This window comes from Pseudoalteromonas sp. SCSIO 43101, assembly GCF_023650775.1.
Classification (GTDB): domain Bacteria; phylum Pseudomonadota; class Gammaproteobacteria; order Enterobacterales; family Alteromonadaceae; genus Pseudoalteromonas; species Pseudoalteromonas apostichopi.
In genome coordinates, this window is the sequence record NZ_CP072673.1 from 625505 (window position 1) to 642506 (window position 17002).

A 17002-nucleotide genomic window follows, 5' to 3' on the forward strand; every position below is an offset into this window, starting at 1 on the left:
ATTTTAGTTAATTGCTAAGGCGATTAACGACCCAAATTTGCTTGGTGACAATAGCGTTTTGGACCCACCTGACCCCATGCCGAACTCAGTAGTGAAACGAAACAGCGCCGATGATAGTGTGGCATTTGCCATGTGAAAGTAGGACATTGCCAGGCTCCAAATTAAAGAAAGCCCGATTCGAAAGAGTCGGGCTTTTTTGCGTCTGGAGCTTTCAGCTTTCAGCCGTCAGACGTCAGCTGAAATGTGGGGTTGTTTTTTACAGAGACTCCCTCAGCAACAAAACCCTGTAGGAGGCACGTCAGTGCCGAATCTAGACCTTAACAAACACATTCATGGCTAAAGCCATTCCTACAACTACACTCTTCCTAGAACCTAGAACCTTTATGACTTACTCTTTCTAACTCGCAAATCGTGTTTTGTTCAGCTTACTCCCCTTGTCTTTGTTCAGCCTTGGCTAATTGAATGTATTTGGTTTCTACTAGCTGTGAGAGTGGAACAAGTTCGAAGCCTTGCTGTTGTAGTTTTGGGAGTGCTTGCTGTAGAAATGCAACGGTTTCTGGGTAGGGGTGTGCAATAGCGATTGCATAGTTGAAGTGCTCAGCTTTGGTCTTTAGTTCTTCAAGTTGATGTTGTAGCTGGCTTTGGGTGACATTGTTATCAAGGAATACATGACGAGATACGTTTGCGACACCATAAAGGTTGGCAACATTTTGCGCTTCACTTTGGCTAGTTGTTCGACTATCTAAGAAGTACAAACCACGCTTTTTTAGGACTTCCATGGTCCATTTCATAGGCTCAGTTAGCTGTGTTAGCTCAGACCCCATATGATTATTGACACCTTTTACTTGTGGCAATGAGGCTAACGCATGCCCGAGAGTTGTTTGTAACTCGGACTTAGTCATGGTATCTGTTAGGGCTCCTGGACCAAGCGCTTTGCTTTTATCAAGCGCTTGCATTGGAACATGTAAAAGCAATTCTTTATGAGTTTTACTGGCGCGCTCTGCAAAAATTTGCGAATAGGGGGTATGGGGCAAGATTGAGAATGTCACTTGCCCTGGTAATTTTAATATTTCAAGATCGCGCTGATGATTACCTATATCATCGATTACTATGGCTATTTGCTTTGCTTGGCAGAATAGCGGTAGGCAACATACGGCGAGTAATAAGCCTGTTCGTAGATTCACTTTTTGTAATTATTATATCCATTGTGAGCATTTACTTACTGCATAATAACTAGCTGCTTTGCTGTAAGTTGCTTTTTGTCTTGTCTATCTAGAAGTGAGCTAAAAAGCGCCAATTCTTGAATGTTTTTTATTATAACGTCTTGGTCAATTTCTGAAAGCATTGTTTGATTAATACTCACATCTGGGGGAATCCCTTTACCATCGATTGATTGACCTGCAGGTGTGTAATAGCGTGCTGTGGTCAGTTTTAATGCTGTATTACCGTTACCTAATGGAATAAGCGACTGCACAGAGCCTTTACCAAATGAGGTTTCGCCAATTAGCACTGCTCGTTGATTATCTCTTAATGCTGCTGCGAGTATTTCAGCCGCAGATGCTGAGTTCTCGTTAATAAGTAGGGCGATAGGGGCACCATTGAGTATGTCACCCTTATGCGCTTGATACTTTTGATTAGCTTCGTTGAAGCGACCTCTGGTTGAAACAATAGTGCCGTTATCTAAAAACAGATCAGCGACTTCAATGGCCCCTTGTAATGTACCACCAGGGTTGTCACGTAAATCAATTATTAGCCCAGAAAGTGGAAAGCTATTGGTGACTTGCATTTTTGCAAGTTCTCGAGCAACATCGTGCAGTGTGTGATTGTTAAATGCATTGATACTGATTAGTGCAACGCCTGTATCTGCTAAATAGCCACTAACGCTCTGCAAATTAATTTGTTGGCGTTTAATCGAGAAGTTGAGCTCAGCTTCTTTCTCCCTTTTAACTGCTACATCGACAGCGCTTTGCCCGCTTTCACGAATTAATTTCGCTACTTCTTCAATGCTTTTATCTATAATTGGCTGTTGGTTTATACCAATAACTTCATCATTTACTTGTAAACCAGCAACTGCTGCAGGTGATTTATCAATGATGTTGACTATAAATACTCGACCATCTTCTACTTTGACTTCGATACCTAGTCCTGTGTATCGACCATTAGTGCTACTGAAGATGGCATCGAGCTCATTCTCATCCAGATACTTTGAATAAGGGTCAAGGCGTTCGAACAATTCTTCGACTTGTAAATTATCTGGCTGGTTAACAAATGAATTTTGTAGTTTAAGATCATCTACATAATACGTATGAATATTAAAAAGGATTTCGTTTAATTCATGATGCTGAAGAGACTGTAACGAGGGCTTAGAATTAGCCTGAAACGATTGCAGCATCAGGCAGAGAAAGGTTATAAGCATCATTAAAGACAGCTGAGTGAAAAACTTAGCTGGGGAAAAGTGTGCTTTGCAAGAATGTTTAGTTTTTAGCATCAGCTGCTCCTCATAGAGTGCAGCTATTTAATCAATTAAATGCGTCTGCACCATTTTACAGGATTTACTGCGCGTCCTTTGTGGCGTATTTCGAAGTATAGACCAGGATCCGGTTGTCCGCCGCTTTGACCTACTAAAGCAATTGTCTCCCCTTCTCTAACAAGGTCGCCAACATCGCGAAGTAGAGTTTGTGCGTGGCCATATAAGCTCATGAAACCATCGCCATGATCAATAGCGATAACCCAACCAAAGCCATTTAGCCAGTCAGCGTAAACAACTTGGCCGTTCTGTACGCTTTTTACATTACTGCCTTCTTTAGCGCTGATAAGTACGCCTTTCCAATCTATGTTGCCGTGCTTACGTTGCCCAAAGCGATGGCGTAATGACCCTTTAGTTGGCCAGTCAAGTTTGCCTTTACTACTTTGTAAGCCTAGAAGTTCTACTTTTTGGTTTCGTTCTTGTTCTAGCTCTTCTATTGCGGTTATTAGGGTTTGCTCGTTTTCTTTTAGATAATCAATTGAGCTCTTTGTTTCTTTTAATGCTGATTGTAGTTTATTGAGGTTAGTTTTACGTTCTTGCTGTGCATTGACTAAGGCTTGCTGACGTCTTTTTTGTTCGTCATATAAAGCAACTAGGCGTTGTTTAGTTTTTTCAAGTTCAGCTTGGTTGTCTGCAATTTCTTGCTGCAGTGCTTTGAGCTCTTCAATTTGTTCGATGCGTGCTTTATTTAAGTAATTATAATAACTTAGTGTACGTTCAATTTTGGCAGTGTCTTGCTGGTTAAGCAGCATTTTTGAGTAGTCATGGCTACCAGCCATGTAAGCACTTTTTAACTGTGCAGCTAATAAGGTTTGTCGCTGTGCTTGTTGGGCTTTCAGCTTTTGTGCCTTTGCTTGCTGTTCACGCTGTTGTTGCTCGTTTTCTTTAACCGATTGGGCTGCAAGATTTAATGCTTTTGCATTTTTAGCAATGTCGAGTTCATGGGCGCGGAGATCTTTGCGCATTTGGGCAATTGACTTGCGTTGACCTTTAAGTTCAGCCTCTGTTTTTTGTAAAGCTGATTGAATATCTGATAGGTCTTTTTTGGTTTGATCTTCATTAGCAACAACCGAAGTTGCTACTAATGAAGTCAGTATTAAACCAATTTTAAGGAAGTGGTTAATACATTTACTCATAGCTTATTTCAGCGTCATGATTGGTTTACCAGTCATTTCACTTGGCTGCTCTAAGCCGAGTAGGTGGAGCATGGTTGGTGCCACGTCACTTAATGTCTTACCATCATGCGGTGTTGCATCACGGCCAACATAGATAAATGGCACAGGCTCACTTGTATGTGCAGTATGTGCTTGCCCCGTTGCTGGGTTAGCCATTTGTTCAGCATTGCCATGATCGGCTGTGATGAGAGCTTCACCGCCATGTTCTTCAAGTGCTGCAACCACACGACCAATACAGTGATCAACTGCTTCACAAGCTTTAACTGCAGCTTCAAATACACCTGAGTGACCTACCATGTCTCCGTTAGGGTAGTTACAGATGATAGCATCGTATTTACCGCTAGCGATTGCTTCAACAAGTTTATCGGTCAGCATTTCAGAGTTCATTTCTGGTTGCAGATCATAGGTTGCTACTTGAGGTGATGGGATCAGTTCGCGAGTCTCACCAACAAATTCATCTTCACGGCCACCGCTGAAGAAGAAGGTAACGTGTGCGTATTTTTCTGTTTCAGAAATACGTAGCTGTGTTTTACCTTGTTTCTCTAACCATTCGCCCAATACGTTTGTTAAAGGTTCCGGTGCAAATGCAATCGGCGCATTGATGTCTGCTGCATACTCAGTCATCATTACAAAAGCGCTTAACTTCGGTGATTTTTTCTTATCAAAACCACTGAAGTCAGCATCAACAAAGGCACGAGTCATTTCACGTGCTCGGTCAGCTCTGAAGTTAGCAAAAATAACTGTATCACCGTCATTAATTTCAGCAGCTGATTGGCCCTCTGGCACAACAGTTGTTGCAGCAACAAATTCATCGTTTTCGTCACGTGCATAAGCGGCTTCAAGTGCGGTAACGCCATCTGTATAGCTGTATTCAGCAATACCACTAACCATAACGTCATAAGCAAGCTCGACACGGTTCCAACGGTTATCACGATCCATTGCATAGTAACGACCAACAAGCGTAGCTAAACGGCCGCAGCCAAGTTCTGTAAATACGGCTTCGATTCGTTCAATTGATGCTTTTGCACTGCGTGGCGGCGTGTCACGGCCGTCTAAGAAACCGTGAAAGTAAACTTCTTTTGCACCGCGCTTGGCTGCAAGTTCAATCGTTGCGACAATGTGATCTTCATGACTATGAACACCACCTGGGCTTAAAAGACCCATAATATGAACGGCTTTGCCAGCCTTTACAGCTTTGTCAATATTATCAACAAGTGCTGGGTTGCTATCGAACTCACCATCATCAATCGCTTTAGTAATGCGAGTGAAATCTTGGTAAACAATACGGCCAGCACCTAAATTTACGTGGCCTACTTCAGAGTTACCCATTTGTCCTGCAGGTAAACCAACATCAAGTCCCGAACCTGAAATTAATGTATGTGGGCGGGTTGCCCAAAGGTTATCGAGTACTGGGGTATTAGCAGCAAGAATAGCGTTACTTTCTGTGTCTTCACGGTATCCCCAACCGTCTAAGATCATTAATACCAATGGTTTTTTATGCTCTGTCATTATAGCTCCTGAAGATTGGCACTTATATATCACTAGCATACCGTGTTTTATGGTTTTGATCAGCTATCAATATGTCATATTAAAATATTTCACGCCCTAGCATTTTCAATTCAAGCACGTATACTTGCGTGGCAAATTTTAATTAACCCATGGCTATGCGCTGTGGTATCTAAATTTCTTAGTGGAAAACGCATGGATCAATATATTGAATTTATCTCAAATCATCCGGTTTTGAGCATTATCTGGTTGGCATTAGTCGCAATGCTGATCAGCAGTTGGTTTAAAAGTAAATTTTCGGCTATTCGTCAAATCAATCCACAGCAACTTACTTTGCTAATTAACCGTGATGATGGTCAAGTCGTTGATATACGTGCACAAAAAGAGTTTAACTCTGGCCGTATTGCAGGCGCAACTCACTTAAATCCAGAAAAAGCAAAGCAATCTGATTTTTCAAGCCTTGAAAAGTTTAAGACTAAACCCATTATACTAGTATGTACCACGGGCATGACTGCCTCAGGTATCGCAACTGCAATGCATAAAGCCGGTTTTGAGCGTGTTTATGTATTAGCGGGCGGTATGGGCGCTTGGCAATCAGCTAGCTTACCAACAACGACCGGTCGTTAAACAAAGCAGCTAACAGCCCGATAGAGGAATTATTATGAGTAAAGTTGTTCTTTACACCAAAGCATACTGTCCATTCTGCCAACGCGCTTTGGCGTTATTAGAGAGCAAAGGTGTAAACTACACTAATATCGATATTGGTGTTCACCCTGAGCGTCGTGATGAAATGATCGACAAAGCTAATGGTGGTTACACGGTTCCGCAAATTTTCATTAATGATGAACATATCGGCGGTTGTGACGACATGATGGCAATTGAAGCGCAAGGCCTTTTAGACGCAAAGCTTAACGCTTAATAAATTTTAAATATAAAAACGAATACAAGTTAGGAATTACAATGAACGAAGAAAATCAAAACGCAGCAGCAGAACAACAAGCAGGCGCTCAATTCTCAATCCAACGCATTTATACTAAAGATGTTTCTTTTGAGACACCTAATTCACCTGCTATTTTCCAAAAAGAGTGGACCCCTGAAGTTAAGCTAGACTTAGATACTCGTTCTAACAAATTAGAAGAAGGTGTATTTGAAGTTGTTCTTGCTTTAACTGTGACGGCTTCAATCGGTGAAGAAACAGCTTTCCTTTGTGAAATCCAACAAGCGGGTATTTTCACTATCGGTGAAGTTGAAGAAGTTCAGCTTGCGCACATGTTAGGTGCTTTCTGCCCGAACGTACTTTTCCCTTACGCTCGTGAAGCAGTATCAAACCTAGTTAACCGTGGTACTTTCCCACAATTAAACTTAGCGCCAGTTAACTTTGACGCACTATTTGCTCAATACATGCAACAACGTGCTGCTCAAGACCAACAGGCAACTGCAGACGCATAAGCTATGAGTACAGCACAATCAGCTGTTACAGTATTAGGGGCGGGGTCTTATGGCACCGCCCTTGCTATTTGCTTTGCCAGAAATGGTCACCCAGTTACCTTGTGGGGCCGCAATAGCGATGACGTTGCTACGCTTGCAGCTGAGCGGAAGAATCAACGTTATGTTCCTGATGTTAGCTTTCCTGAAACGCTTCAACTAGAAGCTAATTTAGAAACGGCAGTTAAAGCAAGCAAGATCATTCTTGTTGTTGTGCCAAGTCATGCGTTTGCAGGCACGCTTCAAAAAATTAAACCTTGGTTGTCAGAAGGTGCCGAAGTTGCATGGGCTACTAAAGGCTTAGAACCTAATACTGGCCGTTTATTGCAAGAAGTAGCAGTGCAAGAGCTTGGGGATGATATCCCATTGGCTGTGCTTTCTGGGCCTACTTTTGCTAAAGAAATGGCAATGGGCTTACCAACGGCTATTTCGGTATCGTCGACTTCTAAAGATTTTGCAAAGCAGCTGGCAGACCTTTTACACTGTGGACGTTCATTTAGGGTGTATAACAATGATGATTTCATTGGTATACAACTTGGCGGCGCGGTTAAAAATGTGATTGCAATTGGCGCAGGTATGTCTGACGGCTTTGGTTTTGGTGCTAATGCACGAACAGCCTTGATCACTCGTGGTTTAGCTGAGCTTTGTCGTTTAGGTTGTGCATTAGGTGCTCGTTCAGATACCTTTATGGGGATGGCTGGCCTTGGTGACTTAATCTTAACCTGTACAGATAACCAATCTCGTAACCGTCGTTTTGGTCTTGCGCTTGGTAAAGGTGAAGGGGTTGAAGCTGCGATTGAATCAATAGGTCAGGTCGTAGAAGGCTATAGAAATACCAAAGAAGTGTACCTACTTGCTGAGCGTACAGGCATAGAAATGCCAATTACGGAGCAAATTTACAAAGTGCTTTATGAAAATAAAGATGTAAAAGAAGCTGCGATGGCGTTGCTTGGCCGTGAGCAAAAATCCGAATAAACAATCTTAAAAATTCAGATTGTGCACTGTAAAATAAAAAACGCGATTCATGAATCGCGTTTTTTATTTGCAATTTTAACTGCTAGCTAGATTGCTGGTTCTCTAACGTGTCATTAATAAATTCGCTGACTTGCTCGGCTTTTAATGGTTTACAGTAATAATAACCTTGCTGGAAATGACAACCCATAATATGCAGCATATAGGCCTGCTCCTCAGTTTCCACTCCTTCAGCAACCACATTTATATCCAAATATTTAGCTAGTCGCACTATGGTGGCAGTGATATTGCGATCTTGTTCATTCTTATCGATGTCTTTTACGAATGACTTGTCGATTTTGAGCGTATCTATTGGAAAACGCTTTAGGTAACTTAGCGATGAATGGCCAGTGCCAAAGTCATCAAGCGCGATATGTACACCAATTGATTTAATCCGTTTCATTTGTTGTTCTGCAAACTCAGGGTTATCCATCATGGCGCTTTCAGTGATTTCAAGTTCTAAGCAATGTGCAGGCACGTCAAATTTAGCCAAGTTGTCGATTAGCGTTTCGATAAGGCTGCTTTGTTGAAAGTGTAAGGCTGAAATATTAATAGCTACATTACCAAATGAAATGCTTTGCTTTCGCCACTGAGCCAGCTGATTAAGAAGTTGCTCCATCAGTAATTGGGTGAGCGGAATAATTGCCCCATTTTGTTCTGCGAGAGGAATAAACTCATCAGGAATAATGATGCTGCCATCCTCTTGTGGCCAACGAACTAAAGCCTCAAAACCGTACAATTGGTTGTGCTGAGCATCAAACTTAGGTTGAAAGTAAAGCTCAAACTCATTGTTGGTAATCGCTCTAAATAAAGCGCTTTCTTTGGTTAATTCGGTTGGGTCGAGCGTGTGGCGGTCTTTATCAAAAAACTGATAAGTATTACGGCCCATTTTCTTAGCATGATTTAGGGCACTATTTGCGCTGCGCATTAAGTTTTCACAGTTGTATGCATTGTCTGGGTAGATAGCAAGGCCACAACACGCTGTTAGCGAGGTTTCAAAACCATCTAACATAAAAGGGGTCTTAAATTGTTGTAGTACGATGTCTGCGGTCTTTTTGGCGAAGAACACCGTTTTGCCAGAGTATAGGTAGGGCGGCACCAGTACCGCGAATTCATCAGCACCAATTCTTGCAATAGTAAAGCCTGAATTTAGGGAGTCGGTTAAACGACAGGCGACTTCTTTTAACAGAACATCGCCAATCGTGTGGCCCAGTGAGTCATTAATTTTTTTGAAATTGTCTATGTCGATAAAGATGATCAACAGGCTTGGGTAAGTGTCATTACAGGCTTTAATTGCTTTTTCAAGTGATTCTATAAAAATGGCGCGGTTTGATAAGCCTGTTATGCTGTCTTTGGTAGTGAGCTTGAGCATAGCTCGCTCGTTATTCTTACGAGCTGTCACATCAGAAAACATACCAACGTATCTTATAGAGCTTTTCGCAAAGCGTGGTGTGGTCACTTTTGTTATACACAAATCAATGGCGTAGGGTTGCCCATCTCTACGTAAATTCCAAATTTCGCCAGACCAATAACCGTCATTACTTAACTCCTGTTGTATGATTTCTTCGAGTTGCTTATCGCGACCAGCTTGCGTTAATGCTTTGAATTTTTTGCCAAGTACATCGGTTTTTTTATAACCCGATATTTCACTAAATGCGTTATTGATTTCTATGATCCGAAACTGCTCATCGCTGACCCAAATTCCATCTTTAGACTGAGAGAGTAGGGCATCCAATAGCGTCATCTTTTGATTTCTTTGATAATAGATGACCGCTCCAATAAGGATGACAATAGCTAAAAGAATCAGCAGTAAAAGGGGCGCTATGTTTGGGGCTTGGGAGATAGTGGGATTTGAAACAGCAGTAGAAGCAGCACTAGAAAAGTGCTGCATCAGCAAAATGATACTGCCTACTTGGGCGAAAAAGCGCATTAAAATCCATCTTTAGGGAACAAACTAACCTATTTAGGTTAGTCCATAAAAAATGGTCGTGCTAAACAATTAGTAAATATTTATTACGAGCGTTTTTTCAATAAGTTATTGACCGTTCACAAACCCCAGTTGACGCCAAGACTCATAAACAAATACAGCCACAGAGTTAGATAAGTTCATGCTACGGCTATCTTTTTGCATCGGAATGCGAACTCGCTGCTCTTTAGGTAATGATTGAATGAGCTCATCAGGTAGGCCGCGGGTTTCTGGACCAAACACTAAACAATCGCCTAGTTGGTATTGCGCTTGGTGGTGAAATTGGCTGCCTTTAGTGGTACATGCATAGACTTTTTTCGGCTGGCACTTTTCAAGATATGCTTCAAACGACGCATGGCGCTGTACATGGCTAAATTCATGATAATCAAGACCAGCACGTTTGACCCGTTTATCATCCCACTCAAAACCAAGTGGTTCAATTAGGTGCAGCGCATAACCCGTGTTCGCGCATAAGCGAATGATATTACCCGTGTTCGGTGGAATTTCTGGTTGGTACAACACAATATCAAGCATTTGAATCTCATTTAAAAAGGATTAGATCTGCTGCTGAGTATACACGAACTAGAATGAAAAGATGATATACTCAGTCTAGTTACTCTCTGAAGGTAAGTTGTTGTGCAGCATCGTAGTTATGAGTTTTGGGTTAGAACAGCCAGTCTAGTCACCATTGTAATGGTGAGTTTGATGATTGCGGCAAAAAGCTGGGCTTGGCTTGCATCAGGCTCAGCCTCGATGCTCGGTTCATTGACTGATTCGTTAATGGATATCACTGCATCACTGATGAGCTTTTTAGTCCTAGGTTATGCATTACGTCCTGCTGATGATGATCATCGCTTTGGTCACGGTAAAGCTGAAGCGTTAGCTGGGCTTGCACAAGCCGCTTTTATTGCCGGCTCGGGTTGTTTCTTAGCTTTTCATGCTGTTGAGCGCTTATTTAACCCTGTTATTTTAAAGCACTCTGATCTCGGTATTTGGGTTAGTATTTTTGCTATCGTTTGTACGCTTGTGGTGGTATTTGTTCAAACAAAAGTGATTAATCACACTGAGTCAATTGCGATAAAAGCAGACTCTATTCATTATAAAGGCGATTTAATCTTAAACTTGGCTGTATTACTGGCAATCGTATTAGCTAAGTACGGTGTCGCTTATGCCGATCCATTGTTTGCTATTGGTGTGGCTGTTTATTTGCTTTATAACAGCTGGGATATTGCTCGCGAAAGTGCTGACCACTTAATGGATAAAGAGCTTCCTGATGAAGAGAAACAACAAATATTGGAGATTGTGAATAGTCATCAAGACGTGTTTGGCGCCCATGATATCCGTACTCGCCAAGGTGGTAAAATTAAGTTTATTCAGATGCATTTAGAGCTTGAAGATTCATTATCATTGATCAGGGCGCATCAAGTCGCAGATGAAGTAGAGGCCTTAATTCAAACACATTTTGATTGTGAAATGGATATTCTCATGCACCTAGACCCGCTTTCAGTGGTTAATAAAACACGTCAAAGTGCAGCACAAAACTGATAAAAATCACTGAGTACAGCCTGCCTTATCTCGTCGCGTTCACATAACAGTTCGTGGCGTGCACCAGCATAGCTTTTTAGTTGTGCCTGTTTTTGTTTATGTGTAAGTGCAAACTGAGCGGCGTTATCGACCACTGTATCTTGCTCAGCACTGGCGATAAACAAAGGAATATCGACTTTTTTATCGACTAAAGAGGCGATAAAATCAAACGATGCATTGAGCCAACCATAGGTTACCCCACCTAACTGTAAATCATTTTCTGCAGCATACAGCTCTCTGAACAGTTTATAGCGAATTTCACTACTGGTTAGCTCATTGGCTGCAAAGTCGACCGGTAAGTAGTCGCTTTGGCCAAATGCATAACTGTGGCTAAGACCAATTAAAGATGCAATTTTAGCAGCCAGTTTTGCTACAGGCTTTGGTGTCCCTTTGGTATAAATATCAAACATGGGCGCTGACAAAAATGCCCCCGAAAATTGATGTTGATATCGTGACAGGTAATCATAGGCAATGGCGCTCCCCATTGAGTGTCCGAGCAGTACTTGTTTTCCTTGCCAGTGTTGCTTCACTACTGTATCTATAAACATAGCAAAGTCATCAGCATAATCAGTAAAGCGGTTTACATAGCCTTTATGTGTGTTTTCTAAATGGCGATAAGAGCGGCCTTGTCCTTGGTGATCAACACTAAAAACAGCAAAGCCATTTTGATATAGTTCCCATAGCAACTCTTTGTATTTAACCAAAGACTCTATTCGACCACTACTAATAACAACAGCGGTTTTTGCTTGGCGAGGAATAGCATAACCGTAATAAAGCTTACCATGAGCTGTACTCAGAAAGTCTTGCTGTAATTGCTCAGAAAAGAACTTATTAATATTAGGTATGTTACTGACAAGGCTTGCTTCGCTGCTATAAAACATTTACTCACTCTTAAAAGGAAGGCGGATGTTTACACAAAGTCCACCGAGTTCTTGGTTTTCAAGTGTTAGTGTACCATCATGTACTGAGATAGCATTCTTTGCAATTGCAAGACCTAAACCGGTACCACCTGTACTCCTATCGCGGGAATGCTCTTGACGAAAGAAAGGCTCACAAAGTCTTGCAAGGTTACTTTCTTCAACCCCTTTACCGTCATCACAAATAGTGATGTAGATAGCATCTGATTCAATTAAACCTATTGAAATAGAGTGCTCAGCGTATTTAATCGCATTACGTAGAACATTCTCGAGGGCGCTGGCAATTAAGGTTTCGTCACATTTGATGTCGGCTGTTAGTGCCCCATTGACAATGAGCTCTTTATTATTTTGCTTGGCTTCAAATTTAGCATCGTTTAGTACGTGATCAACAATCACTTGCAGAGATTGTTTACTTAACGCCAGTGTTTGGCTTTTAGCCTCTAAGCGAGATACTTGGAGGACATCAGCAATCATTTTATCGAGCTGATTTGCCTCTTTTTCAATGCGTTCTAAATAAGCGTTTTGTGCGTCATCGGCTTGCATTTGCGCAAGTCCTGTGGCCATTTTTAAACGCGTTAATGGTGAGCGTAGTTCATGGGAAATATCTGCGAGTAATCGCTTTTGGGCGCTAATAAGCTGCTCAAGTTGCACTGCCATGGTATTAAAGTCTCGGCCAAGTACACCTAGCTCATCTTGACGAGTAGGGGATACATCGGCACGGGCAGTTAAATCACCATGAGCCAGTTTTTTTGCGGTTTCTTTTAGACTATTAATAGGGGCAATTAAATTACGGCTAAAGAAGAAACTAAGCATTAATGAAGCAATTAAAGCAATGAGTAGTTTTAGCCAAATTGGCATCAGCCATAAGCTGACAAAAAACGGTTTTTTGCGTTTTTCATCAATCTCGTAGAGATAAAATTTACCTTCAGGTACATTCAATACTACAGGCCCATAGGCTTGATATTCATCGGTAAAAATAATTTGCGGACGCATATATTTGGTAAAGTTAAGCAAGCTCAAATCAATGTCTTTGGATACCGGTTCGCTGAGCATCTCAACACCATGCACCTCACCATTTAAGTACAATAATTTATGTTTGGATAAGCGCGGATGAGATAGTACCTCTTGAGTAGATTTACCGTGTTTAGCAACTATGCGTTCAATACTTTTAGCGGTGTACTCAAGATTTTTAAGCATGGGTCCACGCAGGTCATCATTGCCTACATTGCTCGTTAACTGGCTTAAAAACACCAATATAGTGATAGTGGCTATGACAGTAACCCAAAACCAGGCAAAGATTTTTAAAAATAAATAGTGGCGGGGATGCTTTAGCCAGCTCGGTGTTTGCATATTATTCGCCTTGTATTAGTACATAACCACTGCCACGCATGGTTTTGATCCGTTCATTACTCACGTGTTCTGCAATCTTTTTACGAATGTTACTTACATGCATATCGATTGAGCGGTCAAAAGGGGCGAGGCGTCTACCCAGGACTTGCTCACTTATTTGTTCTTTACTTATCACTTCACCTGCATGCTGTACGAGCATAGTAAGAATTTCATATTCAGTGCCTGTTAGGCTCAGTACGATGTCGTTTACCGAAGCCTCTCGCGTTGCGAAATTGATATTGATACTGTTTACACTCAATGAGCTGGCATGTTGACTCGATAAGCTATTGATATGCTCTATACGACGGGTTATTGCTTTAACGCGGGCTAGCAGCTCTCTGTGGTTAAATGGCTTAGGAATATAATCATCTGCGCCCAGTTCTAAACCAAAGATGCGATCAAAGTCTTCGCCTTTCGCGGTTAGCATGATCACTGGGGTAAGCTTATGCTGTCTTAATTGTTTTAACACCTCAAAGCCATCCATAGATGGCAACATAACATCAAGCAATATGAGCTCATAGCTATGCTTAATAGCTTGTTTTAGGCCCTCAGCACCATCATGAACACACTCTACTGTAAAACCTTGTGCTGATAAGTACTCACTGAGTAATTCACACAATCCTGTATCGTCGTCGATCATCAATAGTTTCATTTTGACACCTAGCTATTTACTTCTTTAAGGCTATTTTACTCACTAAATTGTGTAAAGGTGAATCTTTACACAACCTTTACACTGGTTTGCGTTCCTTTGCATTGAGTTAGATATAGTTATCACATTGGTCGGAAACGACAACAGAGCACAACCCAACAAAAGGTAATGATTATGACTATTTCAAAAAAGCTTTCTAAATTCGTACTTGTTTGTGGTTTAGCAGCAGCCAGTGTAGGTGCTACTTCAGCAATGGCGAAAGGTGACTTTAACCGTGGTATGAACCCACAGGCTCGTTTTTTACTTTCTGAGCGCGGCATTGATAAGTTACAACTTAGCGAAGATCAGCAAACGCAACTAAAAGCGATTTTTGCTGAGCAAAAATCGCAATTTGCAGCACTTCGCGGTGATAAAGATGCAATGAAAGCCTCTCGTGCAGCACACAAAGAGAAAATGGATGCGTTATTAGCAACGAAAGCATTTGACGAAAATGCCGCATTGGAGCTGATTAAAGCTCGCCAAGAAAAAGGCCAGCAGTTTGCAATGCTGAAAATGAAATCAGACCATGCAATTTGGCAAGTTTTGAATGCAGAGCAGCGCGAAAGTTATCAAAAAATCAAACAGCACCTTCGTAAAAAAGGTCACAAAAAAGGCCATTATGGCCTGAATAAAGGCGAGCGTTCAGAAGGTTAAAAGTAAATGTTTATGAAAATGCGGCAAATGCCGCATTTTTTGTATTACACTGCAATCAGACTTTATTCTTTAAAGAATGCATCATCATTTTTAGCCAGCATCGCTTCGATGTCTTCAATCATATCTTGGCTAAGCTCATTGGCATTGTTGATAGGACTAGAAATTTTATTATTTTCAAACGACCACTCGCCTAAATCAATTAGCTGGCAGCGTTTTGAACAAAATGGGCGATGCGGACTCTGCTCCGACCATTCGACTTTTGATTTACATGTTGGGCAGTTTACAACTGTTGGCATGGAATAACTCTTAAATAAGCACTTTAGTCAGATCTTACTGAACAGTTAGCTGATAATCCAGTAACGAATTTGTTTTAAAAACTCGTTACTCGGTTTATTTCTTTCAATGAGGTAACTCCATCGGCAGCTTTTTTAAGACCAGATAAACGCAGATTATTAAAGCCTGAACGAAGCGCTACTTCAGCAATTTCTAGCGAATTACCACCACGCATAATGATTTGCGCGATTTCAGGGGTAATTTGCATTACCTCGTAAACACCAACTCGACCCTTATAGCCATCTGTACAACTATCACAACCATTTGGTGCAAATAACTGGACTTCACTGAGCTTATCTTTATCAAAACCTTGGCGAATCAGCTCTTCTTCAGGAAGTGTTTCTGGCGTTTTACACTTAGGGCAAAGACGTCTCGCTAGACGCTGAGCAATAATAAGGCTGATTGAGCTTGCTACGTTGTAAGCTGGTACACCCATGTTCAAAAGACGGGTGAGGGTTTCAGGAGCTGAGTTTGTATGCAGGGTAGATAATACCAAGTGACCTGTTTGTGCCGCTTTAATAGCAATTTCAGCTGTTTCAAGGTCACGGATCTCACCAACCATCACCACATCAGGATCTTGTCGTAAAAAGGCCTTTAATGCATTGGCAAAGGTCATATCTGCTTTCGGATTGATCTGCACTTGGTTAATCCCTTCAAGGTTTATCTCAACAGGATCTTCGGCTGTACTGATGTTACGTTCTGGCTGGTTGAGAATATTCAAACCTGTATACAATGATACTGTTTTACCAGAGCCCGTTGGACCCGTTACTAAGATCATGCCTTGTGGTTGATCAAGTGCATCCATATACAGCTTTTTCTGCTCTGGTTCATAACCAAGAACATCGATACCCAGCATAGCACTTGATGAGTCGAGAATACGCATAACTATTTTCTCGCCCCAAAGGGTCGGTAATGTACTGACACGGAAATCGATACTTTTTCGTTCAGTAATTTTAAGCTTAATACGGCCGTCTTGAGGTTTACGTTTTTCTGCGATATCAAGTCGTGACATTACCTTTATCCGCGCCGATAAACGGCTGGCTAAGCTATTGGGTGGGCTTGCCATTTCATGCAAAATACCATCGATACGGAAACGCACACGGTAGCGGTGTTCATAAGGTTCAAAATGCAGATCCGAGGCACCTTTTTTAATCGCATCCATCAAAATTTTATTGATGTAAACAATAATAGGTGCATCGTCTTTGTCTTCATCTTTAGGTGCTAAGTTTTGTGGGCTCTCTGACTCTAAATCCCCAAGTTCTTTGAATTCGCTTTCACTTAGATGCAAGCTTCCTGCAGCATCAAGTAATTGCTCAATTTTGTTTTCAAGTTGAAGATAATCAACAACGACCACTTCGCATGAAAGACCGGTACTAAATTCAAAGTTTTCAAATGCACCGTAGTCGGTCGGATCTGAGGCGGCAATATAGAGCTTACGGCCTTTTTTTACTAACGGCAGAATATGGTGTTCACGAATGAGTTTGTCTTTAATAAGCTCTTCAGAAATATACGCTACATCAAAATCTCTAATATCAAAATAAGGCACACGAAAGAGGTCTGTACATTGCTCCGCAAGTTCATGCCCATCCATTCCACATGTTTTAGAAATAAGCTCGGCAGTAGAGCTGTATTCGCGCTGCTTTGATTTTACGGTCTCTGCATCAATGCGACCGAGTGTAATAAATTTTCTAAGTAGCGGTGAGTTTATATTCATTGAACACCTAGTTTGATCCTTTATTTGCCACAATCTAACAGAAAAAGTAAGGC

General features: G+C 41.5%; 17 protein-coding genes and 1 rRNA gene. 7 read left to right on the plus strand and 11 right to left on the minus strand.

What is annotated here, in order from left to right; translation table 11 throughout:
- The first annotated feature begins 40 nt into the window (after nt 1–40).
- Nucleotides 41–155, plus strand: a 5S ribosomal RNA gene (gene rrf, locus J8Z25_RS02990).
- 270 nt (nt 156–425) lie between these two features.
- Here rrf and J8Z25_RS02995 read toward each other — a convergent pair.
- From J8Z25_RS02995 to gpmM, 4 genes are read right to left on the minus strand one after another with little or no spacing between them, the layout of a single operon-like run.
- Nucleotides 426–1184, minus strand: a complete 759-nt coding sequence (locus J8Z25_RS02995) for a divergent polysaccharide deacetylase family protein (RefSeq protein WP_167658225.1) — start codon at nt 1182–1184, stop codon at nt 426–428.
- A 35-nt stretch (nt 1185–1219) separates the two neighbouring features.
- Nucleotides 1220–2488, minus strand: coding sequence for a S41 family peptidase (locus J8Z25_RS03000; RefSeq protein ID WP_130049719.1), 1269 nt, complete (start codon nt 2486–2488; stop codon nt 1220–1222).
- 35 nt (nt 2489–2523) lie between these two features.
- Nucleotides 2524–3663 (minus strand): murein hydrolase activator EnvC family protein, encoded by a 1140-nt coding sequence (locus J8Z25_RS03005; RefSeq protein WP_130049718.1) that lies wholly within the window; start codon nt 3661–3663, stop codon nt 2524–2526.
- 3 nt (nt 3664–3666) lie between these two features.
- Nucleotides 3667–5211, minus strand: a complete 1545-nt coding sequence (gene gpmM, locus J8Z25_RS03010) for a 2,3-bisphosphoglycerate-independent phosphoglycerate mutase (RefSeq protein WP_250661665.1) — start codon at nt 5209–5211, stop codon at nt 3667–3669.
- A gap of 192 nt (nt 5212–5403) precedes the next feature.
- Between gpmM and J8Z25_RS03015 the strand changes: the two genes are divergently transcribed.
- Genes J8Z25_RS03015 through gpsA form a run of 4 tightly spaced genes read left to right on the plus strand, consistent with a single transcriptional unit; the run spans nt 5404 to nt 7668 of the window.
- Nucleotides 5404–5835: a rhodanese-like domain-containing protein gene (locus J8Z25_RS03015; RefSeq protein ID WP_130049716.1), complete on the plus strand. Its 432-nt coding sequence runs from the start codon at nt 5404–5406 to the stop codon at nt 5833–5835.
- A 34-nt stretch (nt 5836–5869) separates the two neighbouring features.
- Nucleotides 5870–6127, plus strand: coding sequence for a glutaredoxin 3 (grxC, locus tag J8Z25_RS03020; RefSeq protein WP_130049715.1), 258 nt, complete (start codon nt 5870–5872; stop codon nt 6125–6127).
- 41 nt (nt 6128–6168) lie between these two features.
- On the plus strand, nt 6169–6657 hold the full coding sequence (secB, locus tag J8Z25_RS03025; protein WP_058586639.1) for a protein-export chaperone SecB: 489 nt from the start codon (nt 6169–6171) through the stop codon (nt 6655–6657).
- Nucleotides 6658–6660: 3 nt separating this feature from the next.
- The gene (gpsA, locus tag J8Z25_RS03030; RefSeq protein ID WP_130049714.1) at nt 6661–7668 is read left to right on the plus strand and encodes an NAD(P)H-dependent glycerol-3-phosphate dehydrogenase; all 1008 of its coding nucleotides are present in this window, start codon (nt 6661–6663) and stop codon (nt 7666–7668) included.
- An 82-nt stretch (nt 7669–7750) separates the two neighbouring features.
- On the opposite strand, the gene J8Z25_RS03035 is transcribed toward gpsA, so the two are convergent.
- Both J8Z25_RS03035 and trmL read right to left on the minus strand, forming a co-directional pair.
- A complete protein-coding gene (locus J8Z25_RS03035; RefSeq protein ID WP_250661666.1) occupies nt 7751–9448 on the minus strand; it encodes a putative bifunctional diguanylate cyclase/phosphodiesterase in 1698 nt (565 codons plus the stop codon).
- Between the two features lie 291 nt (nt 9449–9739).
- On the minus strand, nt 9740–10204 hold the full coding sequence (gene trmL, locus J8Z25_RS03040) for a tRNA (uridine(34)/cytosine(34)/5-carboxymethylaminomethyluridine(34)-2'-O)-methyltransferase TrmL (protein ID WP_250661667.1): 465 nt from the start codon (nt 10202–10204) through the stop codon (nt 9740–9742).
- A 102-nt stretch (nt 10205–10306) separates the two neighbouring features.
- Between trmL and J8Z25_RS03045 the strand changes: the two genes are divergently transcribed.
- A complete protein-coding gene (locus J8Z25_RS03045) occupies nt 10307–11215 on the plus strand; it encodes a cation diffusion facilitator family transporter (RefSeq protein WP_130049712.1) in 909 nt (302 codons plus the stop codon).
- On the opposite strand, the gene J8Z25_RS03050 is transcribed toward J8Z25_RS03045, so the two are convergent.
- Genes J8Z25_RS03050 through J8Z25_RS03060 form a run of 3 tightly spaced genes read right to left on the minus strand, consistent with a single transcriptional unit; the run spans nt 11194 to nt 14212 of the window.
- On the minus strand, nt 11194–12135 hold the full coding sequence (locus tag J8Z25_RS03050) for an alpha/beta fold hydrolase (RefSeq protein ID WP_130049711.1): 942 nt from the start codon (nt 12133–12135) through the stop codon (nt 11194–11196). The two genes, J8Z25_RS03045 and J8Z25_RS03050, sit on opposite strands and share 22 nt — an antisense overlap.
- The gene (locus J8Z25_RS03055) at nt 12136–13521 is read right to left on the minus strand and encodes an ATP-binding protein (protein ID WP_250661668.1); all 1386 of its coding nucleotides are present in this window, start codon (nt 13519–13521) and stop codon (nt 12136–12138) included.
- Between the two features lies 1 nt (nt 13522).
- Entirely contained in the window at nt 13523–14212 is a 690-nt protein-coding gene (locus J8Z25_RS03060) for a response regulator (protein ID WP_130049709.1), read from the minus strand.
- A 171-nt stretch (nt 14213–14383) separates the two neighbouring features.
- Between J8Z25_RS03060 and J8Z25_RS03065 the strand changes: the two genes are divergently transcribed.
- Complete coding sequence (locus tag J8Z25_RS03065; protein WP_167658220.1) at nt 14384–14902, plus strand: Spy/CpxP family protein refolding chaperone; 519 nt, start codon at nt 14384–14386, stop codon at nt 14900–14902.
- 62 nt (nt 14903–14964) lie between these two features.
- Here the strand turns inward: J8Z25_RS03065 and yacG are convergent, their stop codons facing one another.
- Nucleotides 14965–15198, minus strand: coding sequence for a DNA gyrase inhibitor YacG (gene yacG / locus J8Z25_RS03070; protein WP_130049707.1), 234 nt, complete (start codon nt 15196–15198; stop codon nt 14965–14967).
- A 74-nt stretch (nt 15199–15272) separates the two neighbouring features.
- Nucleotides 15273–16949, minus strand: coding sequence for a type IV-A pilus assembly ATPase PilB (gene pilB / locus J8Z25_RS03075; RefSeq protein ID WP_130049706.1), 1677 nt, complete (start codon nt 16947–16949; stop codon nt 15273–15275).
- Nucleotides 16950–17002: the final 53 nt, after the last annotated feature.